The following is a 20,530-nucleotide window of genomic DNA, read 5'->3' as shown; positions in this document are numbered from 1 at the left end:
ATCAGCCGGCCATCCCGACCAGCCACTGCGCGGCAAAGGCAGCAGAGCCGCCAACGCCCAGTACCCACCAGAGCCGGGCGAGGCGCGGCTCGGCAAAAGCCCAGATCAGCAGGGCGAGATAGATAAGAAAGGCCAGCATGGCCATTAGCACCACCGCCTCGCTCGGCGGTATCGTTAGGGCTAGAAAACTTGCACCTAAGGCGGACAGACCAGCCGCCAGGAGATAGCCGGCGCAAAAAGCAAGAGCGACACGTAGCAAAACCGAGACGTGATTTTTCGTAGACCAAGCCAGGATATGTTCTGGGCCGCTTAGATACTGCTTCACGTGTCGCATGGCGGAGTACGTCTACCACTCAACACTGTAGTTCAAAGTAATTCGACGTCCCTCGAACGGGATTGACCGGTTGAAATTCCGAGACTCGGCGAAATTGGAGAATGCAAACTCATCGAACAGATTTTCGATGCCAACACTGAGCTTGCCCCAAGTGCTGTCGTACTGGGCGTAGAGATCAACGAAAGTCTTTGCACTTGTTGAGAAACCATCGACGTTGTTGAATATCTCTCGCCGAGCATCGGTGCCAACCTCGTGCGTGGCTTGCAGCCGAAAAAGCAAAGGCTCTGAAGGCGTTAGCTCAATGTAAGGGGATATGGTCAAAGGAGTAATGTCCTCTTGCCGCAGCTTGACCCAATCCTCCTCGTCGTTTTCACGAACTCCGTCAGTCCAGGCTACCAAACCGCCAAGACTCAACCAGTTTGTCGCCTGCCAATCCGCTGTCGCTTCTACACCCCAAAGACGGCGAGCCTCTCTAAGAGGAACACTCCGAACACCCGTCGGGGTTTGCGGCGCTGAAATCACTTGAAATGAGCTAGCGCTATCGGACGTAGAGTAAAATGCCGAAACAGACCCTTGGAACTTCGACCAACTACCTCGTAGGCCAACCTCAAATTGATCGGTGGTGCTAGGCTCAGGTTCAATGACACTGGCGGTCGGAACGCTGGTAGTTGCATTTTGAATACCAAGTATTTCGAGAGCCTGTGAAAAACCACCGTAAAGTTCGATTTCGTCAGAAAGGAAATACAAGAGACTTGCGTTAAATAACGGAGCACCATAGCTCAAGTTCCCACCTTCGAAATCGGCAACTCCAAAAGCTCTATCCCGTGCATCATCTAATTCAGTAAAAAACTGCTCGTATCTTACACCTGCAGACAACAAGAAATCGTCCGCAACAGGAACTCTGATCTGGGCCAGCGGGGCGATATTGTGAGTGCTCAAGCCTGCCTGAAGCGGTGCCCCGTCGAATTCGAGCGCGCCCGACCACGCATACTCGTAGTCAAGCCCCCATTCGAGGCTGGCACCTTCAACCAGCAACCCATCGAGAAACGTGAGCGCCGTATCCACCGAAGCATTGAGGCCGGTTTTGCCTCGCTGCCAGTCCAAACGGTTGCCTTGACCAATGGCATCTTCATCCAAGATTTGCGCAAAACCTGTGACTGAAACAAGATTTCCAAGGAAATCAGAGTTCTGATATTTCAAAGTTCCGATGTAATGAGTTCGGGAACCGTCGGTATCGGAATCATCAGGGCTCCGCAAGACTGTACTTTTTTCACCAATACCACCCTGACCATCGAATACAGTCTGGAAGGTACGCTCTCCCTGGAAGTTATGAACAAAGTAATGCGACGTCTCGACAGTCGCCGACGGCGCCAGGTTGTAGGAAAGAGTCGCGTTCCAATCGATTTCGTGAGCGTTCCGTTTGGTCACTCCCGTGTCGTCAGGTAAAGGGTCGCCTTCAGGGTCAAACTCCGAACCGAACGACGTAAATCCACCGCCGATAAAATAGTCTATCTTCCCGAGTGTACCGGTCGCGGACTGCCTAACCCGCTCGGTCAATCGATCGGGCCCGTCCCCGTCCGGAGCGAAAGAGAGGCCAAAAGATGTTTCGAGTTGCAGAGGACCCGGTTTTGGCCGTGGCGTTATAAAGTTGATAGCGCCACCGCTGGCACCTTGGCCAAATGTAGCATCCGCACCTCGGACAACTTCAATACGACCGAATGCATCTCCAACTAAATCCTGAATGTCATTGCGGGACGGCGCCCCCCTATTCAGCAGGTCAACACCGTTCACTCGAAACGATGGACGTCGCCCACGAAGCCTAGGGTCAAACCCAGCCGGATCGTTGAACTGAATTCCTGGGACGACACGTTTCAATCCATCGAGCGGTTGCGTTTGAAGGCTTGGCTGTTTCTCAATGTCGTCACGGTCGAGAATCGTGACCGATGCGGCCAGTTCGGAGACGGGCGTAGCGGTGCGCGCCGCAGTCACGGTCACCGGCCCCAAACGAAGAGTATCTCCATTATCCTGTAGTGCGACTCGCTCCAAGGTCACCGTGTCCGCATCGCTGACGCGGAAGGCGATGCCGGTGCCGGCCAAAAGACGGGTCAGCGCGTCTTGCGGCATGAAGCTGCCGTTCAGCGATGCGCTGCGCAGCCCCTCGACCAGGCCGATGTCGTAGACCAGTTGCAGCCCGGTGCGGTCGGCGAAGAGCAGCAGCGCCGCGTTGAGATCCTGCTCTGCGATATCGAAAACGACTGGCTCCTGCCCCGCCGCTGAGGCTTGCGCCACCAGTGGACCTTGAACCGATAGTGGATCTTGTGCAGCCGCAGGTCCGGCCAGGGTCAGAGCCATCACAGCAACGACCGCGCTCGCACCCGAACCCCACCGTCCGCACGTCCCCTCGGCCGTACTCCGGCGCTCCCCCATAACCGACATCCTTCCCCCTTCTCACTCTATCCCTGAAACTGAACCTGCGACTGCAACGCAATCGCGCCCCTTGTGAGTGAGACCGGAATTCGGCAGGGAGTCGGTAAAGGCCAGCGGACTTTTTTTGCCGCCAACGGAAATTCGCGCAGTTCGGAGAGAGGCAGAGCCTCAGTAGAGCAGCGTCACCAGAGGCGGCAGGGACAGCGTTCGGATCTGCAGGTCGCGCGCGATAAGGGCGAGCGCGGCCTCGGGGTCGGTCATGTCGAACAGGCCGCTGATCCTGCGTGACGCCAAGGCCGGATCGGCGATCACGATGCGGCCGCGCCGGTAGCGGTTGAGCTGGGCGACGACCTCGGCCAAGGTGACGCTGTCCGCGATCAGGCGGTCACGCCGCCAGGCCGTCGCCTGGTCCAGGTTGACGGCGCGAAGCTCGCCGAGCCTAGAGCCGGCGTAGCGCAGAGCGCTGCCGGGCGGGACGACCGCGCGTTCTGCCTGCCCACCGTCGGCTCCGGTCGTCACTTCGACCTCATGCTCGATCACGACGACCTCCGTCACATCGGTCAGGCGCGCAACGATGAAAGGCGTTCCCAGGGCCTGCGCCCTGCCCTGCGCGGCGGCCACGATAAAGAGCCTGCGCTCACCTTCGTCCATCGTGGCGGCCGTGAAGAACGCCAGCCCGGCAAGCAGTTCGACCTTCCGCTCCCGCTCTCCATAGCGCACGGCGATGGCGCTGGCCGGGCCCAGCTCCACGGCACTGCCGTCGAACAGGTGTGCAGCCAGGTCATCAACTCGCGGAAGCCCTGGGGCATATCAAACAACCGTTCCGACCAGCCACTGCGCGGCAAAGGCCAGTGGACCGCCAACGCCCAGGACCACGACCACCCGCAACAGACGCCGCTCCGCGAAAGCCCAGATCAGCAGCGTGAGATAGATGAGAAAGGCCAGCATCGCCATCAGCACCACCGCCTCGCTCGGCGGCAGGACAAAGGGGCGAGGGCCACCGCTAGCAACGCGGCAAGCCCCGCCGAGAGCAGGTAGCCGCCCACAACAGAGAGGAGAATCCGCAAAGCGCAGTCTTTCACATCCAACCCAACGGTGTTTGTTCGGCGATCGAAAACCGTCTCAAAATCACGTAACAACGAGTCCTGATCCAAACTCTCTCGTCTCTCAGGCGCTGCGCGAAACAGCGCCTTCCCTGTCTGGCTCCGACCTGCTGACATCTAAACTGTATCAATCGTTGGGTCGGCCTTAGCGGCCCTATGGAAATAGAGGCATGCCTAAAACCGGAAGCTCGTTGTCAGTAAGAACGTTCGAGGCGCGCCTGTACTCAGAAAACCGCGAGCTGAAGACTGCCAGTAATCCTTGTCAGCAACGTTCAGGATGTCGAGATTCAAGGTCGTAGGCACTCCCTTGACTGCAAAATCGTAGCTCGCTCCGACATCAAATCGAACCCAACTTGGGATGCTCTGCCGGTTCCCGGAATCGACAAATTGCTTGGATGTGTAGACCACCCGCCCGTTGGCTGTGGTTCCGGACAGGAATGGCAGATCGTATTCACCGTAGAGGTTGAGCTGTACATTCGGGATGCCGATGGCATCGTTGCCATCGTCGACGCCGCCTGCAGTAGAAACTTGCTCTCCATCTTGCAGCAAGATGCCACCGAGCAATCGCGCGTCATCAGTTACGTCGCCGTACACCAGTGCCTCAAGCCCGCGGTTTCTGACTTCTCCGTCTACAACGAACAAGTTGCTGGCTGGCTCGACGAACCCTTGTGGTTGCGTGATGCGGAAGAGAGCCAGACTCGCACCGAACCCGCTCCCTGACCATTTTGCACCTATCTCGATCTGTTCGCTGACAAAGGGCGCAAAGACCTCGCCAGAGTTGCTAGCAGTGCCTGGCGCAACAGGCCCCGGCGTCAATCCTTCAGTGTAGCTGCCGTAGAGCGAAAGTCCTTCGATCGGCTTTAGCACCAGCCCCACCGACGGACTAAGTTCACTCTCATCGTAGCTTGAGAGCGGGTCGCCCGTGGCCAGGTTGAAGACTGTTTGCTCAAGGTCCTGAAGGCGCAATCCGGCCGTAAGCTGCAAGCGGCCATCGAACACACTGAGCGTGTCGGACACCGCAACACTCGCAAAGGTGCTCTCGATGAGCCTTTGTTCCGCTGGCAAAGTTGGAAAGTCAGGTTCCGCGATACGCACCGGGTTGTTCAACGTCCCGCCTGCCAAGCTAACCCCTGGCGGAAGCCCGAAGAACTGCGCAATATCGAGTTCTCGGTCTAATAAAGAAGCTTGAACAGCGAACTCATGCTCCACCGGACCGGTTTTGAAAAAGCCGTTTATCCCACCTTCAAACACCTGATTTCGATAGGTAACAGTCCGGTCAATAAAGTTGCCGTCTACGTCGCCGTCGGCATTTTGAATTGATAACACACTGACAGCATCATTTCCTTCCGTTTCGCGCAGTCGGCCGTAGCGAGCTTGAAGCGTCCAATTGTCAAATACATCGTACTCGACGCCAACTATGGCACGGATAGTTTCCGTATCACTCGACGAAAAGAGCTGAGCTGAGTTCGTCCGTGCATCGGGTGCATCTGGAATACTGAAGTCGTTGCCAGCGACTTGAAATGTACTTTGCGGCACGTCGAAAGTGCGGTCTTGGTAAAGCAAGTCGGTGGTGATGCGAAGTCGATCGCCATTGTAGTCCAAAGCGAGGCTCGCTAGCGCGCTCTCCGAGCTTGCATTGTCTACTGCCAAATCGCCTGAACGGAAGATGCCGTTAAGTCGGGCACCGAAATCGCCGCCCTCGCCGAAACGCCGTCCAACATCCAAATGTCCACCAACGTTTCCATCGGATTCAAAACGCAAATTCAGATCGGTCAATGCTGTTTCAGTAGCACGCTTTGGCATTAAGTTGATCACACCGCCAATGTTGCCGAAAGGCGGTACGCCATTCAGCAAAGCATTGGGCCCGCGAAACACCTCGACACGAGAGTATGGCTCCAGAAGGGTCGATGACTGCGGAGATACGCCGAACAGACCCTCCGTCGCGACTTCTGAGTTGAAAACAGGAAATCCCCGTATCGTGAATTGATCGCCGCTGGTTCGCGGCAGGTTAAAGCGCACAGATGGGTCGTTTTCGAGTGCGTCCCGGATCGTTTGAGCTTGCTGTCGTTGGATCACTTCTTCGGTGTAGGCAGTGACACTAAAGGGAATGTCCTCGATCCGACGATCACCGAAGAGCCCGGCCCGACCTTCCTCCGCCACAAAGCCCGGAACCGAGATAGGCGCCAGCAGCAGCGGCCCGTCACCCGCTTCGGCGAAGCTCCGCTCCAAGGTCACGGTGTCGTCTCCGCCGACGCGGAAGGCGATGCCGGTGCCGGCCAAAAGGCGGGTCAGCGCCTCTTGCGCCGTGAAGCTGCCGTTCAGCGGAGCATTGCGCAGATCCTCGACGAGGCCGATGTCGTAGACCAGTTGCAGCCCGGTGCGGTCGGCGAAGAGCAAAAGCGCCGCGTTGAGATCCTGCTCCGCGATATCGAAAACGACTGGCTCCTGCCCCGCCGCCGAGGCTTGCGCCACCAGTGGATCTTGCACCGCCAGTGGACTTTGAACCGACAGTGGATCTTGTGCAGCCGCAGGTCCGGCCAGGGTCAGAGCCATCACAGCAACGACCGCACTCGCACCCCACCGTCCGCACGTCCCCTCGGCCGTGCTCCGGCGCTCCCCCATAACCGACATCCTTCCCCCTTCTCACTCCATCCCTGAAACTGAACCTGCGACTGCAACGCAATCGCGCCCCTTGTGAGTGAGACCGGAATTCGGCAGGGAGTCGGTAAAGGCCAGCCGACTTTTTTTGCCGCCAACGGAAATTCGCGCAGTTCGGAGAGAGACAGAGCCTCAGTAGAGCAGCGTCACCAGAGGCGGCAGGGACAGCGTTCGGATCTGCAGGTCGCGCGCGATGAGAGCGAGTGCGGCCTCGGGGTCGGTCATGTCGAACAGGCCGCTGATCCTGCGTGACGCCAAGGCCGGATCGGCGATCACGATGCGGCCGCGCCTGTAGCGATTGAGCTGGGCGACGACCTCGGCCAAGGTGACGCTGTCCGCGATCAGGCGGTCGCGGCGCCAGGCCGTTGCCTGGTCCAGGTTGACGGGGCGAAGCTCGCCAAGCCTAGAGCCGGCGTAGCGCAGCGCGCTGCCGGGCGGGACGACCGCGCGTTCTGCCTGCCCACCGTCGGCTCCGGTCGTCACTTCGACCTCATGCTCGATCACGACGACCTCCGTCACATCGGCCAAGCGTGCCACAGTGAAACGCGTCCCCAGCGCCTGCGCCCTGCCCTGCGCAGCGGCGACGACAAAGGGCCGGCGCTCGCCTTCGTCCATCGTGGCGGCCGTGAAGAACGCCAGCCCGGCAAGCAGTTCGACCTTCCGCTCCCGCTCTCCATAGCGCACGGCGATGGCGCTGGCCGGGCCCAGCTCCACGGTGCTGCCGTCGGACAGGGCGATCCGCTCCCGCTGGCCGGGCGCGGTGCGGTGGTCAGCCGTCCAGACGGTAGAGGGGTCGCCGAACCAGAGGCCGGTGCCGCCGACCAGCAAGAGCAGACAGGCCGCGATCGCGAAAGCCTGCCGCCAGCCGCGACGGCCCTTGCGGCCTGGCTCTACCACTGCACTCTCGACTGGCGATCCGATTGGCGAACTGGCCGCCGATCTCGCCACGGGGGCTGGCGTAGGTTCGCGCGCCGGAACGATATCCTTGACCAGCGCACCAGGCGCCGAACGAAGCTCGCCCATCGCCTCCCAGGCAGACGTAGCTTCCTCGAAGGCCGCCCTGTGCCGGGCGCTTCCATCAAGCCAAAGGTCGAGCTCGCGGCGCTCGGCGGCGTTCAAAGGGTCGCCGCCGAGGCGGGCTGCCCAGTCCGCTGCAACCGCATAGATCTCTTTTTGCTCGCGATCCGCTTCGTTCACGTTTCGAACGGCGCCTCAGGTTGATGTCGTTGCAATTGCACTGCGCCCAGTAAAGCTAAGCTCGATAAATGAGACGCCGTAGCGATCCCCACTCGGTAGCATATGGAGAAATTTTTTTGCATTTCCTCAACCATCGCGAAGCCGCTGCATCACATGCTCGGTTGCCTTGGCCAAATGCTTTTGAACCGAGCTGTCGGAGATCTCAAGCCGCAGCGCGACCTCGCGGTAGGTCAGCCCCTCCAGGCGGGCCAGGGCAAAGACCTGCCGCGTCCGCTCAGGCAGTTCCAGCAAGGCGGCTCTGACGAAAGCCAGCCGGTCCCGTTCGAGGGTCGCCTGCTCCGGCGAGGGCGTGTCGTCGGGAATGGCGACAAGCTCGTCTTGTGATACGGCATCGGTCTTGTCCTGGCTTGCCCGGACCATATGGTCGACCGCCAGATTGTGCGCTGTCCGGTAGAGATAAGAGCGTTCGTGGGCGATGGCCTTGGCAGGATGGCCGTTCCTTTGCTGCGCGAACCGCAGAAAGGTCTCCTGTGTGAGGTCGGCGGCGATGTCGCGGTCGCCGCCCAGCTTTCGGGTCAGATAGGCCTGCAGCTCGCGCCGATGAGCGAGAAATAGCCCCTTGATGTCCTTGCTCACGCGTGCCCCGGCTTTGCCTGCCACCGATCGTCGGCGGCGACCCTAACTTACTTGCGAATGGCTCGCAATTGATCGCCTTTAAGGGGGACCCGCTTTGAAAGTGTCTGTAAGACAGCCGACAGCAAAACGGGCGGAGCCGGTCGGCTCCGCCCGATTTCTTTTGACCCTGTCCGAAGACGGTTTCGCTCAGGCCGTCAGGCCCTTCTCGAAGGGCAGCTCGCGGACCCGGCGGCCGGTGGCGCGGTAGACCGCGTTGGCGACGGCGGGGCCGATAGGCGGCGTGCCGGGTTCGCCCACACCGGTCGGCGAGGCGGGGCTGTCGATGATGACGACCTCGACCTCGGGCATCTGCGAGATGCGCAGCGGTCGGTAGCCGTCGTAGTTGCCCTGATCGACCTCGCCGGCGACCAGCGTCACCTCCTCCTGCAGGATGGAGCCGAGGCCGAAGCCGATCCCGCCCTCCATCTGCGCCCGGATGGTGTCGGGGTTGATCGGAAGACCGCAGTCGACGGCGCAGACCACCTTGTGCACACGCACCTGGCCGCCCTCCACCGAGACCTCGGCGACTTGGGCCACGTAGCTGGCGAAGCTCTCGTGCAGGGACACGCCGTGGAAATGGCCCTCGGGCAGGTCCTCGCCCCAGCCGGCCTGCTCGGCCGCACGCCGCAGCACCTCCGCATGACGCGGGTGATCCTGCAGCATGTCGAGACGGTACTGCACCGGGTCTGCACCCACCGCCTCGGCGACCTCGTCCAGGAAGACCTCGGTGGCGTAGGCGGTGTGGGTCGAGCCCACGGCCCGCCACCAGAGCACCGGGACCTTCACGTCGGTGGTGGTCAGACCGACCCGCAGGTTGGGGATCGCGTAGGGCAGCGTCGACGACCCCTCGACGGAGGTGTTGTCGATGCCGTTCTGGATCAGCCCCTCGAAGGGCGTGCCGGAGACGATCGACTGCCCGACGATGTGGTTGTCCCAGGCGATCAGCCGCCCCTCGGCATCCAGGCCGGCGCGCAGGCGATGGACATAGGCCGGGCGATAGCGGCCGCCGCGCATATCGTTCTCGCGCGTCCACTGCACCTTTACCGGCGCCCGCCAATCCAGCGCCTTGGCCACGGAGACGGCCTCCGCCACCACGTCGCCGTCGCCGACCGCGCGCCGTCCGAAACTGCCGCCGGTCTTGAGCACGTGCATCTTGACCCGCTCCGGCGGAAGCTCGGCGATCTGCGCGGAGAGGTATTGGTAGAAGCCCGGGATCTGGTGACCGCCCCAGACCTCCAGCGTGCCCTCCTCATTCATGTGCGCCACGGCGTTCAAAGGTTCCAGCGCGGCGTGGGCCAGGAAGGGAAACTCGTAGCGCGCCTCGATCACCCGGTCGGCCTCGGCGAACGCAGCCTCGAAGTCGCCGTCGTCCCGCGCCAGGGCCATCGGTTCCTTGCCCGCCAGCTCGCGGTACTCGGACAGGATCTCCGCCGATCCCCGCGTCTCGGCCTCGCTCTCGTCCCACTCCGCCTCGACGGCGTAGGTCGCGTTGATCGCCGACCAGGTATCCTCGGCCACCACGGCGATGCCGCGCGGCACGGCCACCACCTCGACGACCCCCGGCAGCGCCTTGGCCGCCTCGCCGTCGAAGCTGACGAGCGTCGCGCCGAACTTCGGCGGATGAATCATCGCTGCGGTCAGCATGCCGGGAAGCTGCACGTCGAGCGTGAAGTCCTGGGTCCCGTCGGTCTTGCCGACCCGGTCGTAGCGCAGGACGTCGGGGTTGCCGATCTGGCTCCACTCTTCCGGCGTCTTCAGGGCGACGTCGCTCGGCACCGGTAGCGCTGCAGCGGCGGCCGCAAGCGCCCCGTAACCGGCTTCGTTGCCGCTCGCCGCATGGCGCAGAACGCCGGCCTCGGCCTCGATCTCCTCGGCGGGCACGCCCCAGGCTTCGGCGGCCGCCGTCTTCAACAGGACCTTGGCCGTCGCGCCGGCCTGGCGGTAGCGATCCCAGGAGGTCGCCATAGAGGTGGAGCCGCCGGTACCCTGGGCCGCACCGCCCCAGGCCAGGTTGCCGTAGACCGCGAGATCGCCAGCGACGCCGCGGACATCGACGTCGTTCCAGTCGCAGTCCAGTTCCTCGACCACGAGGGTGGCTAGGCCGTGATAGGAGCCCTGCCCCATCTCGAACTGGGACGAAAGAACGGTCACGCGACCGTCTTCGGCGATCTCCAGGTAGCTCTGGAAGGGGTTGGCGGCGGCGGTCTCCCCGCCCTCGGCGGCCAGCGGCAGTGCCTTGAATCCGATGGCCAGACCGCTGCCGGTGGCGGCGGCGCCGATCAGGAAGCGGCGGCGCGAGACGGCCGCGCTCATCAGCTTGCCCGGCAGGCTCGCTGCCAGGGCGCCCATTGCGGAGGGCTTCATGTCATGGGGTAGCATGGTCTAGGCCTCCAGCCGACGGGACGCTTCGTGGATCGCGGCGCGAATACGTTGATATGTGGCGCAACGGCAGAGATTGCCCTCCAGCGCGCCGTCGATATCGCCGTCGCTCGGACGCGGCGTCTCGGACAGCAGGGCGACGGCCGCCATGATCTGCCCCGACTGGCAGTAGCCGCACTGGGGCACGTCGAGGTCGGCCCAGACCTGCTGAACGGTCGCGGCCAGATCGCCGGACAGGCCTTCGATTGTCGTGATCTGGGCGCCCTCGATATCGCCGACGAAGGTTTGGCAGGAGCGGACGGGAAACCCGTCGAGATGAACCGTGCAGGCCCCGCATTGGGCGAGACCGCATCCGAACTTCGTACCGGTCAAGCCGGCCTTTTCTCTCAGCGCCCAGAGAAGCGGCATGTTGGGGTCGGCGTCGAGACTCGTCTCTTCGCCGTTCAGGGTGAAGGTGACCATCGGCTCTCTCTCCTGGCTATGGCGCACTTATGCGCGCTCAACCTGTGATGTGGCGTTGCAGCGAAGAATGACTAGATCTTCGTTAGTGCATGAATTATTCGATACGGCTCAGGAATGGATCGGGATCTTCTTATACATTTGCCGACCGTGCTAACGGTCGCACGGCGTGGCGGCTTCGCGTCGGCCGCCTCGGAGCTTGGCATCAGTCCCTCGGCGGTCAGCCACGCCGTGAAGACGGTGGAGCAGCGGGTGGGGGTACAGCTCTTCGCGCGCACCACCCGGAATGTGGCCTTGACCGAAGCGGGGCGGCAGTTCGTCGAAACCACGGCGCCGGCCCTGAAGTCCCTGTCCGACAGCCTGGACTTGCTGCGCGCGGATCAGGGCCGGGTGGCCGGGCTGCTGCGGCTCAACGTGCCGCGAGTCGCTCTGCCGCTCTGCATCACCCCGGTCCTACCGGAGATGGCGCGGCGCTATCCCGATCTCAGGGTCGAAGTCTACAGCGACGACGGCTTCGCCAACATCGTTACCGACGGCTTCGACGCCGGCGTTCGCCTGGGCCACGCGATTGCCCAGGACATGGTGGCGATCCGCCTGACGCCGCCTATCCCGATCGTCATCGTAGGGACGCCGAGCTACCTCGCCGCCCGCGGCACACCGAAGGACCTTTCCGACCTGCAAAGACACAACTGCGTCACCTACCGCATGCCGACCGGCGGCGGCGTCTATCGCTGGGATCTTCAGGACAAGGGGTCGGAGCTGGCGATCGAGACGCCCGGTTCGGTCATGATCAACGATTTCATCTATGCACGAGACCTCGCGCTGGCGCACCTCGGCCTCGTCTACATCTTCAAGCCGCTGGTCGCCGAAGACCTAGCGGCCGGCCGGCTGGTGGAGGTTCTGCCGAAAAACGGGATCGAGGAAGACGGCCTCTTTCTCTACTTTCCCCAGCGCGCCCAGCAGACGCCGAAGCTGCGCGCCTTCATCGAGACGGCGCGTACGCTGCTACCCGGCATCTGACACCCACATCTGAAGGCTGCATCTGATCGTAAGTCGAGCCGGCAGGCCTTGACGGCGAGGCGGGCTTCGCGGACCTTGACGCCGTCTTCACCGTAATCTTCCCGTCCCCGCCTCTCGCCTTGCCCGGTCGATGTCCCTTCTTCTGATCTTCGAGCAACTGCTGAACGGCCTGCAGTTCGGCGTCATGCTGTTCCTGATCGCGGCCGGGCTGACGCTGGTGCTGGGGATCATGAACATGGTCAACCTGGCGCACGGCTCCCTCTACATGGTCGGCGCCTTCGTCTGCGCCTGGGTCAGTCTGCAGACCGGCTCCTTCCTGCTCGGCCTGGTCGCGGCGCTGCCGGCCACGGCCCTGGTCGGCATCCTGGTCGAGCTGCTGGTGCTCCGCCGACTCTACGACCGCGACCACCTGGATCAGGTGCTGGCCACCTTCGGACTCATTCTCTTCTTCAACGAGGGCGTAAAAATCGTCTTCGGCGCCCGTCCGCTGCGGCTCGATCTGCCCGGCTGGCTGTCGGGCGCCGTCGAGATCCTGCCCGGCGCACCCTACCCCGCCTTCCGTCTGGCGATCATCGCAGTGGGTCTGCTGGTCGGTCTCTTCCTCTTCTGGCTGGTGACCAAGACACGGCTCGGTATGCTGATCCGCGCCGGCGCCTCAAACCGCGAGATGGTGCAGGCGCTGGGCGTCGACATCGCCAAGCTCTACACGCTCGTCTTCGGGCTGGGCGCCGTGCTGGCGGCGCTGGGCGGCGTCATGGCCGGCCCGATCTACGCGGTCGAGGTGGGCATGGGCGAACCGATCCTGATCATGGTCTTCGTCGTGATCGTGATCGGCGGCATCGGCTCGATCCGCGGGGCCTTCGTCGGCGCCCTGCTGGTGGGCTTCACCTTCATGCTCTGCCGTGCCTTCCTGCCGGGCCTGTTCGGTCTGTTCCTGGACCCGGCCGGCGCGGCGGCGGTGGGCGGCGCGCTGGCCTCCATGGCGATCTACATCCTGATGGCCGGCGTCCTGATCGCCCGGCCGCGCGGTCTCTTCCCGGCGCAGGGCTGACGGTCCAAAGCTTATGCAACGCTCCGACCTCATCGCCCTGATCGGCCTAGTCGCCTTCGCCCTCTTCCCGGCCGTCGCCTGGGCCGGCGACCTGCTTTGGGCGGTCGATCTGGCCAGCCGCATGCTGATCTACGGACTGGCGGCGCTCGCCCTCAACCTGATCCTGGGCTACGGCGGTCTGGTCAGTTTCGGCCATGCGGCCTTCGTAGGCGCCGGCGCCTACGTGGTCGGCATCCTCTCCTTCCACAGCTTCATGGGCGGCAGCCTACTGGGCCTGCCGGGCACCACCTCTGGCTTTCTGGCCTTCCCCCTGGCGATCCTGGTCTCGGGCGCGCTGGCGCTGGCCATCGGCGCGCTCAGTCTCAAGACCAGCGGCCTCTACTTCATCATGATCACCCTCGCCTTCGCGCAGATGATCTACTACCTCTTCATCTCCCTGCCGGACTACGGCGGCGAGGACGGCATGAGCCTTTGGGAGCGCAGCGACTTCGGGCCGCTCGACATCGGCAACGACGTCGTCTTTTTCTATCTCTGCCTCTGCCTCGTGCTGGGTTTCACCCTTCTGAAACGCCGCCTCGTCGGCGCACGCTTCGGCTGGACCCTGATGGGCCTGCGCGACAATCCGCGGCGCATGCAGGCCCTCGGCACCTCGGGATTTCGCTACCAGCTCGCGGCCTTCGCGCTCTCCGGCGCCGTGGCCGGCTTGGCCGGCGCCCTGCTGGCGAACCAGACGGAGTTCGTCAGTCCCTCCTTCCTCTCCTGGCATCTCTCCGGCGAGCTACTGGTGATCGTGATCCTGGGCGGCATCGGCACGCTCTACGGGCCGATTGCCGGGGCCGTGGCCTTTCTGCTGCTGGAGTTTCTGCTGAAGGAGGTGACCGAGCACTGGCAGCTTTTCCTGGGACCGATCCTGATCCTGGTCGTGCTCTACGCCCGCCGGGGCCTCTGGGGTCTGGTGGAGGGACGCAAGGGTGACTGAACGGCTGGCCCAACCGCTGCTGCGCGCCAACGGCCTGCGCAAGGCCTTCGGCGCGGTTCAGGCCTGCGACGGCGTCGAGCTGGATGTTCAGCCGGGCGAGCTGCGCGCCGTAATCGGCCCCAACGGCGCCGGCAAGACCACGCTGATCTCCCTGCTGGCGGGCGAACTGACGCCGGACAACGGCGGCATCGAGTTCGACGGGCGCGAGGTCACGGCCCTGCCCGCCTCCGCCCGCGCCCGCAGCGGCCTCGCCCGCTCCTACCAGATCACCAGCCTCTTCCCCCGCTTCACGGCACTGCAGAACCTGCTACTCGCCGTCCAGGCACGCTCCGGCCACGCCTTCCACTTCTGGCGGCCGGTGACGCGCGACCGCGACCTGATCGAACCGGCCCAGGCCGCCTTGGCCCGCGTGGGCCTGAGTGCGCGCGCCGACGTGCCGGTGGCCGCCCTGGCCCACGGCGAACAGCGGCAGCTCGAAATCGCGTTGGCTCTGGCGACCGAGCCGAAACTGCTGCTGCTCGACGAACCCACCGCCGGGATGAGCCGCGAGGAAACCCAGGCCATGGTGACGCTGCTGGAGGGGCTCAAGCGCGAGATCACCATCGTGCTGATCGAGCACGACATGGACGCGGTCTTCGCCCTGGCGGACAGCATCACGGTCCTGGTCTACGGCCGCGTCATCGCGACCACCGCGCCCGAGGCGATCCGCAACGACCCAGCCGTGCGCGCCGCCTACCTGGGCGAACAGGAGAGCGCCTGATGCTTGAGGTGACCGGTCTCACGGCCTCCTACGGTGCCAGCCGGGTGCTCTTCGGCCTCGATTTTGCCGTCGGCGCCGGCGAGGTAGCCACGCTGCTGGGCCGCAATGGCATGGGCAAGACCACGAGCGTGCGCTGCCTGATGGGTCTGCTCCGCCCGACCGGCGGCTCGATCCGCTTCGAAGGCAGGGAGCTGCGCGGCAGCCCGCCCCACAAGGCCGCCCGCGCCGGCCTGGGGCTGGTGCCGGAGGGCCGGCAGATCTTCCCGAACCTGACGGTCGAGGAGAACCTGATCGCCACGGCCCGCCCCGGGCCCTGGGATCTGGCCGCGATCCGGCAGCTCTTCCCGGTGCTGGCCGAGCGCCGCGCCGCGCTCGGCACGCAGCTTTCGGGCGGCGAACAGCAGATGCTGGCCATCGGCCGCGCGCTCATGACCAATCCGAAACTCCTGATTCTCGACGAGGCGACCGAGGGCCTGGCACCGCTGATCCGTGCCGAGATCTGGCGGGTGCTCGGTGAGCTCAAGGCCAAAGGGCAGGCAATCCTGGTGATCGACAAGAATCTCGACGCCCTGCTGCCCCTGGCCGACCGCCACACGGTCATCGAGAAGGGCCAGGTCGCCTGGAGCGGCAGCTCCGCCGACTTGGCCGCCGATCCGGCCCTGCAGGACCGCTATCTCGGCGTCTAGCCAGCGAGAGTGGTAGCGGCGGAAGTCACCCTTCGACAGGCTCAGGATGAAGATTTTCTCTTAATAACAACAACTTCACCCTGAGCCTGTCGAAGGGTGGCGACACACACACACGCCGGAACAGCGAATCAGGATCAGTCGGCCACGCCGATGCGCGGCGGGCCGCCTTCGGCCGAGCGGCTAGGGCCGAAGGCCTTGTCGAGGGTGCGGGTCGAGTCTTCCGCCAGGCGCCGGGCCTCGGCCAGAAGGCCCAGGATCTTGACGTTGTTGTCCAGCACGTGACGTGCCTCGGGCCGCTGATCGTCCGCGATCTTGCCGGCGCGGTAGATGATATCCTTGGCGACGATGCCCAGGATTTCTTCCAGCTTGTGGCCGTTTTCGTTGATGTCGGAACTCAGGAAATGAGTCATGTCTCGCGCCGCTTTCAAAGCTGCAGGTCGTAGATTCCGTCGACAATAGCCCCCCAAGCCTTGCCGAAAGGTGAAGTTCGCAGGTCTTCGCTTCTCTTCCGCCGGTCTGTTGGGGCAGTCTGCGGGGAAAGACAAAAGTCCGGAGGAGCGGCCCAAACATGTCCCCCACCCCAGTCTCGCCGCCCGGCGAAGATCCGCCGAACAAGATCGGGACCTTCGATTACGTGATCGTCGGCGCCGGGTCCGCCGGCTGCGTCCTGGCGAACCGCCTCTCGGCCGACCCGGACGTGAGGGTCCTGCTGCTGGAGGCCGGCGGCAAGGACGACTGGATCTGGTTCAAGATCCCTATTGGCTACCTCTACTGCATGGGCAATCCGCGCGCCGACTGGGGCTTCAAGACCGAGCCCGAACCAGGCCTCAACGGGCGTGCCCTCGGCTATCCGCGCGGCAAGGTGCTGGGCGGCTGTTCCTCCATCAACGGCATGCTCTACCTGCGCGGCCAGTCCGCCGACTACGACGGCTGGCGACAGATGGGCAACACCGGCTGGGGCTGGGACGAGGTGCTGCCCTACTTCCTGCGCTCCGAGGACCACTTCGACGGCGAGTCTCCCCACCACCGGGCCGGCGGCGAATGGCGGGTCGAGCGGCAGCGCCTGTCCTGGGAGATCCTGGAGGCCTTCGCCCAGGCGGCGGAACTAGCCGGAATCCCCCGCAGCGACGACTTCAATCGCGGCGACAACGAGGGCGTCGGACTGTTCCACGTCAACCAGCGGCGCGGCCTGCGCTGGTCGACCTCGACCGGTTTCCTGAAACCCGCCCTGAAGCGCCCCAATCTGACGGTCGTGACCCACGCCCAGGCCGAACGGCTGCTGTTCGACGGCACCCGCGTCACCGGTCTGGCCTTCCGGCAAGACGGCGCGCCGGCCTGGGCCGAGGCTAGCGGCGAGGTGATCCTGGCGGCCGGCGCGGTCGGCAGCCCGCAGCTTCTGGAGCTGTCCGGCATCGGCAAGCCGGAGGTGCTGCAGGATCACGGCATCGCCCTGCGGCACGCCCTGCCCGGCGTCGGCGAGAACCTGCAGGACCATCTGCAGATCCGCACGGTCTTCCGGGTCGCCGGCACCCGGACCATGAACCAGGTCGCCAACTCCCTGTTCGGCAAGGCCGCCATGGGGTTGGAGTATCTGGTCAAGCGCAGCGGCCCCCTGACCATGGCGCCCAGCCAGCTCGGCGCCTTCGTGCGCTCCGATCCCAGTCAGGCCACGCCGAACCTGGAGTACCACGTACAGCCCTTGAGCCTGGACCGCTTCGGCGAGCCGCTGCACCGCTTTCCCGCCTTCACCGCCAGCGTCTGCAACCTGCGCCCGGAAAGCCGGGGCTCGATCCACATCAGGAGCGCCGACTTCCGCGACGCGCCGGCGATCCGGCCGAACTACCTGGCGACCGCGACCGACCGGCGCGTCGCGGCGGACTCGATCCGGCTGACCCGGAAGATCTGCGCCCAAGCCCCCCTGCAGGCCTTCGCGGCGGAGGAGATCAAACCCGGCCCCGAGATCGTCGGCGAAGAGGAGCTGGCCCGGGCGGCCGGCGACATCGCCACCACGATCTTCCACCCGGTCGGCACCTGCAAGATGGGCGAGGATCCCCTGGCGGTGGTCGATGCGCGTCTGCGCCTGCACGGCCTGCAGGGCCTGCGCGTGGTCGATGCCTCGGTCATGCCGACCATCGTCTCGGGCAACACCAACTCGCCGACCATCATGATCGCCGAGAAGGCGAGCGACATGATCCGCGAGGACCGGCGCAGCGCGGCGCAAACCGCCGCGTGAGCCAGCAGGCGGAGGGAAACGACGAGGCGGAGGACGACAAGCAGCCGAGCGCGGTCGCCCTCTCGCCCCTGGCGCTCTCGGCGCGCTTTGCCTTCTTCTACGGCGGTCTGTTCCTGACCATCGGGATCTACCTGCCCTACATTCCGCTTTGGCTGGAGGCGCGCGGCTTCTCCGACCAGGCCATCGGCCTGGTGCTCGCCATCCCGGCCTGGCTGCGCATCGTCACGACGCCGGCCATCGCCTTGCTGGCCGACCGCAGCGGCCGGCGGCGGCTGACCATCCTGGTCTTGGCCCTCGCGACGCCGCTCTGCCTCATCTCCCTGGAATTCGCGGTCGGCTTCGCCCTGATCGTCGTCCTGCACAGCCTCGCCGGCCTGCTGCATCAGCCGCAGATGCCCCTGATCGAGGGGCTGGCCGTGCGCGCGGCGGAGCGGCACGGCTTCGCCTACAGCCGGGCGCGTCTCTGGGGCTCCCTCGCCTTCGTCGTCGCCAACCTGGGCGGCGGTCTCCTCATCGGCCGCTTCGGGCCCGACTGGGTGCTCCATCTGGTCACCGTCAGCGCCCTGCTGACCGCCGTCGCGGCCTGGTGTCTGCCCGCCCAGATCGAGCCGACCCGAGGCGAGGGAGACAAGTCCGACGAGCGCCGCCTGGCCGGCGGACGCTTTCTCGCCCTGCTGCGCCGTCCCGATTTCCTCCTCCTCCTGCTGGCCGGGCTGCTGATCCAGGGCAGCCACGCCGTCTACTACGCCTACTCTGCCCTGGACTGGTCGCGCGCCGGGCTCGACGGCAGCCTGATCGGCGCGCTCTGGGCACTCGGCGTGCTGGCCGAGGTGGTGCTCTTCTGGTTCGGCAAGTCGCTGATCGGGCGCTTCGGGCCGCTGCTTCTGCTCGCGGTCGGCGGGCTGGCCGGCGTGATCCGCTGGCCCCTGACGGCGCTGACGGCCGATCCGCTGCTGCTGGCGCCGCTGCAGTTGCTCCATGCCCTCACCTTCGGCGCGGCGCATCTGGGCGCCCTGACCTGGCTGGGTCGCAACGTCCCCGACGCCCAGGCCGGCACGGCCCAGGCCCTCTACGCCACCGCCGTCGGGTCGCTGGGCGTCGGCAGCCTGATGTTCGCCGCCGGCTGGCTCTACGGCAGCTTCGGCGCCGGCGCCTACTTCGCCATGGCCCTGACATCTCTGCTTGGTACAGTGGCTGCGCTGCTCGTCATTCGACAGACGACCCACCGGCAAAAGACCTGACGCCGGCAAACGACCCGACGAGAGACAGCGAGACCCTCCGGAGCGGCGGAAGACCCATGAGCGACAGCCCGCGCGACAGCGACGCCGAGACCTTTCCCAACCTGCGCCTGGTCGCGCATCCCCTGGTGCAGCACAAGCTGACGATCCTGCGGGACAAGACCACGCCGCCCATCGCCTTCCGCCAGTTGCTGCGCGAACTGGGCCTGCTGCTGGGCTACGAGATCACCCGCGACCTGCCGCTGGAGCGGCGCCCCATCGAAACGCCGATGGCACAGATGAACGCCCCCCACCTGGCCAGCGAGATCACCATCGTCTCGATCCTGCGCGCCGGTCTGGGCCTGGCCGAGGGCATTCGCGAGCTGATGCCCATGGCGCGCGAGGGCCACATCGGCGTCTTCCGCGACCCCGAAAGCAAGAAACCGCAGGAGTACTACGTCAAGCTGCCGGAGGCGCCGGGCCGCGCCCTGCTGATCGACCCCATGCTGGCGACCGGCGGCTCCGCCGCCCATGCCATCGACGTGCTGATCGCGCGCGGCGTCCCGGCCGCCGAGATCCGCTTCCTCTGCCTGGTCGCCGCGCCGGAAGGCGTCTCCCGCCTTGCCGAGGCGCACCCCGAGGTCACCGTCGTGGCCGGCGCCCTCGACAGCCATTTGGACAGCCACGCCTACATCGTCCCCGGCCTGGGCGACGCCGGCGACCGCCTGTTCGGCACGCTGTAGAGCGAACCTGCGGGCGGCGCCGCATCAGCCCGTCTAGAGCGCGATCGTCTCAGGTGGAAGCGTTCGGCTTCCACCTGAGACGTGAATCGCCCCCCAAACCTTATGATGTATGGTGAGAGCAGAATTCACACCTCAGGTGGAAACGCCAAAGCGATTCAACCTGAGGCGACCCTGCTCTAACCCCATCTTCTCCAACCATCCCTTGTGATGCAGAGGCTCGAAAGCCAACGAGCGGCGCTGGATAATCATAGGTTGTAGAAATCGAAAAAACGGTCGAAAAACCTGCTGCGTCCTCGCGCGACTCGGCACAGCAGAATATACACGCTTAGCGCGATACTCGGATTCGATGCCGCGGCTCGATCCGGAGGAGACAGGATAGCGCCACACCGGCGGCTGCGAGAAAAAATTAACCTTTTATATTGTTTTAATCAGATGCTTAGCCGAAATCTGGACTAGACGACCCACAGAATTAACCTAGTCGTCTTGACCCTAATCGGCCGCATTGCCATAAGTACGCGTGCAACTTTACATCCCGCTATAAGTGCGCTCGCTATGAGTGTTATCGCTCCATTGCGGCTCAGAAATCTGGGCCTCTCGTCCACCGGATCA

General features: G+C 64.4%; 18 protein-coding genes. 8 read left to right on the top strand and 10 right to left on the bottom strand.

The annotated features are described in order from the left end of the window. Position 1: 1 nt before the first annotated feature. The 9 genes from ACO054_RS05300 to ACO054_RS05260 all read right to left on the bottom strand — a co-directional run bounded on the left by ACO054_RS05300 (position 2) and on the right by ACO054_RS05260 (position 11,235). On the bottom strand, positions 2-145 hold the full coding sequence (locus ACO054_RS05300) for a hypothetical protein (RefSeq protein WP_421709400.1): 144 nt from the start codon (positions 143-145) through the stop codon (positions 2-4). Between the two features lie 201 nt (positions 146-346). Continuing rightward, positions 347-2,686: a TonB-dependent receptor domain-containing protein gene (locus ACO054_RS05295; RefSeq protein WP_421709399.1), complete on the bottom strand. Its 2,340-nt coding sequence runs from the start codon at positions 2,684-2,686 to the stop codon at positions 347-349. A 243-nt stretch (positions 2,687-2,929) separates the two neighbouring features. Further along, positions 2,930-3,529, bottom strand: coding sequence for a FecR family protein (locus tag ACO054_RS05290; protein WP_421710329.1), 600 nt, complete (start codon positions 3,527-3,529; stop codon positions 2,930-2,932). A gap of 42 nt (positions 3,530-3,571) precedes the next feature. Beyond that, complete coding sequence (locus ACO054_RS05285; protein ID WP_421709398.1) at positions 3,572-3,715, bottom strand: hypothetical protein; 144 nt, start codon at positions 3,713-3,715, stop codon at positions 3,572-3,574. Positions 3,716-4,038: 323 nt separating this feature from the next. Beyond that, positions 4,039-6,336: a TonB-dependent siderophore receptor gene (locus ACO054_RS05280; protein WP_421709397.1), complete on the bottom strand. Its 2,298-nt coding sequence runs from the start codon at positions 6,334-6,336 to the stop codon at positions 4,039-4,041. A gap of 318 nt (positions 6,337-6,654) precedes the next feature. Continuing rightward, positions 6,655-7,719 carry a FecR family protein gene (locus tag ACO054_RS05275; protein WP_421709396.1) on the bottom strand — a complete coding sequence of 355 codons (1,065 nt, stop codon included), beginning with the start codon at positions 7,717-7,719 and terminating at the stop codon, positions 6,655-6,657. A 126-nt stretch (positions 7,720-7,845) separates the two neighbouring features. Next, a complete protein-coding gene (locus tag ACO054_RS05270) occupies positions 7,846-8,355 on the bottom strand; it encodes an RNA polymerase sigma factor (RefSeq protein WP_421709395.1) in 510 nt (169 codons plus the stop codon). Positions 8,356-8,541: 186 nt separating this feature from the next. Continuing rightward, positions 8,542-10,773, bottom strand: a complete 2,232-nt coding sequence (locus ACO054_RS05265) for a molybdopterin cofactor-binding domain-containing protein (RefSeq protein ID WP_421709394.1) — start codon at positions 10,771-10,773, stop codon at positions 8,542-8,544. Positions 10,774-10,776: 3 nt separating this feature from the next. Further along, positions 10,777-11,235 carry a (2Fe-2S)-binding protein gene (locus ACO054_RS05260; protein WP_421709393.1) on the bottom strand — a complete coding sequence of 153 codons (459 nt, stop codon included), beginning with the start codon at positions 11,233-11,235 and terminating at the stop codon, positions 10,777-10,779. A 114-nt stretch (positions 11,236-11,349) separates the two neighbouring features. Here ACO054_RS05260 and ACO054_RS05255 point away from each other — a divergent pair, with 114 nt between their 5' ends. The 5 genes from ACO054_RS05255 to ACO054_RS05235 all read left to right on the top strand — a co-directional run bounded on the left by ACO054_RS05255 (position 11,350) and on the right by ACO054_RS05235 (position 15,728). Beyond that, positions 11,350-12,252, top strand: coding sequence for a LysR family transcriptional regulator (locus tag ACO054_RS05255; protein ID WP_421709392.1), 903 nt, complete (start codon positions 11,350-11,352; stop codon positions 12,250-12,252). A 130-nt stretch (positions 12,253-12,382) separates the two neighbouring features. Beyond that, positions 12,383-13,303 carry a branched-chain amino acid ABC transporter permease gene (locus ACO054_RS05250; protein ID WP_421709391.1) on the top strand — a complete coding sequence of 307 codons (921 nt, stop codon included), beginning with the start codon at positions 12,383-12,385 and terminating at the stop codon, positions 13,301-13,303. Positions 13,304-13,316: 13 nt separating this feature from the next. Continuing rightward, entirely contained in the window at positions 13,317-14,282 is a 966-nt protein-coding gene (locus tag ACO054_RS05245; RefSeq protein WP_421709390.1) for a branched-chain amino acid ABC transporter permease, read from the top strand. After that, on the top strand, positions 14,275-15,042 hold the full coding sequence (locus tag ACO054_RS05240) for an ABC transporter ATP-binding protein (RefSeq protein WP_421709389.1): 768 nt from the start codon (positions 14,275-14,277) through the stop codon (positions 15,040-15,042). Before ACO054_RS05245 ends, ACO054_RS05240 begins: the two co-directional genes overlap by 8 nt. Then, positions 15,042-15,728, top strand: a complete 687-nt coding sequence (locus tag ACO054_RS05235) for an ABC transporter ATP-binding protein (protein WP_421709388.1) — start codon at positions 15,042-15,044, stop codon at positions 15,726-15,728. Before ACO054_RS05240 ends, ACO054_RS05235 begins: the two co-directional genes overlap by 1 nt. A 134-nt stretch (positions 15,729-15,862) precedes the next feature. Here the strand turns inward: ACO054_RS05235 and ACO054_RS05230 are convergent, their stop codons facing one another. Continuing rightward, positions 15,863-16,138 (bottom strand): hypothetical protein, encoded by a 276-nt coding sequence (locus tag ACO054_RS05230; protein ID WP_421709387.1) that lies wholly within the window; start codon positions 16,136-16,138, stop codon positions 15,863-15,865. A 158-nt stretch (positions 16,139-16,296) separates the two neighbouring features. Here ACO054_RS05230 and ACO054_RS05225 point away from each other — a divergent pair, with 158 nt between their 5' ends. Genes ACO054_RS05225 through upp form a run of 3 tightly spaced genes read left to right on the top strand, consistent with a single transcriptional unit; the run spans position 16,297 to position 19,921 of the window. Beyond that, complete coding sequence (locus ACO054_RS05225; protein WP_421709386.1) at positions 16,297-17,961, top strand: GMC family oxidoreductase; 1,665 nt, start codon at positions 16,297-16,299, stop codon at positions 17,959-17,961. Continuing rightward, on the top strand, positions 17,958-19,202 hold the full coding sequence (locus ACO054_RS05220) for an MFS transporter (protein ID WP_421709385.1): 1,245 nt from the start codon (positions 17,958-17,960) through the stop codon (positions 19,200-19,202). The genes ACO054_RS05225 and ACO054_RS05220 overlap by 4 nt, the downstream gene beginning before the upstream one ends. 56 nt (positions 19,203-19,258) lie before the next feature. After that, the gene (upp, locus tag ACO054_RS05215) at positions 19,259-19,921 is read left to right on the top strand and encodes a uracil phosphoribosyltransferase (protein ID WP_421709384.1); all 663 of its coding nucleotides are present in this window, start codon (positions 19,259-19,261) and stop codon (positions 19,919-19,921) included. Positions 19,922-20,530 lie beyond the last annotated feature (609 nt).

The organism is Algihabitans sp. (genome assembly GCF_965226985.1).
Lineage (GTDB): Bacteria > Pseudomonadota > Alphaproteobacteria > Kiloniellales > DSM-21159 > Algihabitans.
Note: the sequence above shows the minus strand (reverse complement) of the source record. Positions and strands in the feature narration are given on the sequence as shown.

Bases quoted from the DNA above. Each gene is read 5' to 3' on its own strand.
- ACO054_RS05300 (WP_421709400.1), bottom strand. From the start codon at position 145: ATGGCCATGCTGGCCTTTCTTATCTATCTCGCCCTGCTGATCTGGGCT.
- ACO054_RS05295 (WP_421709399.1), bottom strand. From the start codon at position 2,686: ATGGCTCTGACCCTGGCCGGACCTGCGGCTGCACAAGATCCACTATCG.
- ACO054_RS05285 (WP_421709398.1), bottom strand. From the start codon at position 3,715: ATGGCGATGCTGGCCTTTCTCATCTATCTCACGCTGCTGATCTGGGCT.
- ACO054_RS05265 (WP_421709394.1), bottom strand. From the start codon at position 10,773: ATGCTACCCCATGACATGAAGCCCTCCGCAATGGGCGCCCTGGCAGCG.
- ACO054_RS05260 (WP_421709393.1), bottom strand. From the start codon at position 11,235: ATGGTCACCTTCACCCTGAACGGCGAAGAGACGAGTCTCGACGCCGAC.
- ACO054_RS05255 (WP_421709392.1), top strand. From the start codon at position 11,350: ATGGATCGGGATCTTCTTATACATTTGCCGACCGTGCTAACGGTCGCA.
- ACO054_RS05250 (WP_421709391.1), top strand. From the start codon at position 12,383: ATGTCCCTTCTTCTGATCTTCGAGCAACTGCTGAACGGCCTGCAGTTC.
- ACO054_RS05245 (WP_421709390.1), top strand. From the start codon at position 13,317: ATGCAACGCTCCGACCTCATCGCCCTGATCGGCCTAGTCGCCTTCGCC.
- ACO054_RS05235 (WP_421709388.1), top strand. From the start codon at position 15,042: ATGCTTGAGGTGACCGGTCTCACGGCCTCCTACGGTGCCAGCCGGGTG.
- ACO054_RS05230 (WP_421709387.1), bottom strand. From the start codon at position 16,138: ATGACTCATTTCCTGAGTTCCGACATCAACGAAAACGGCCACAAGCTG.
- ACO054_RS05225 (WP_421709386.1), top strand. From the start codon at position 16,297: ATGTCCCCCACCCCAGTCTCGCCGCCCGGCGAAGATCCGCCGAACAAG.
- upp (WP_421709384.1), top strand. From the start codon at position 19,259: ATGAGCGACAGCCCGCGCGACAGCGACGCCGAGACCTTTCCCAACCTG.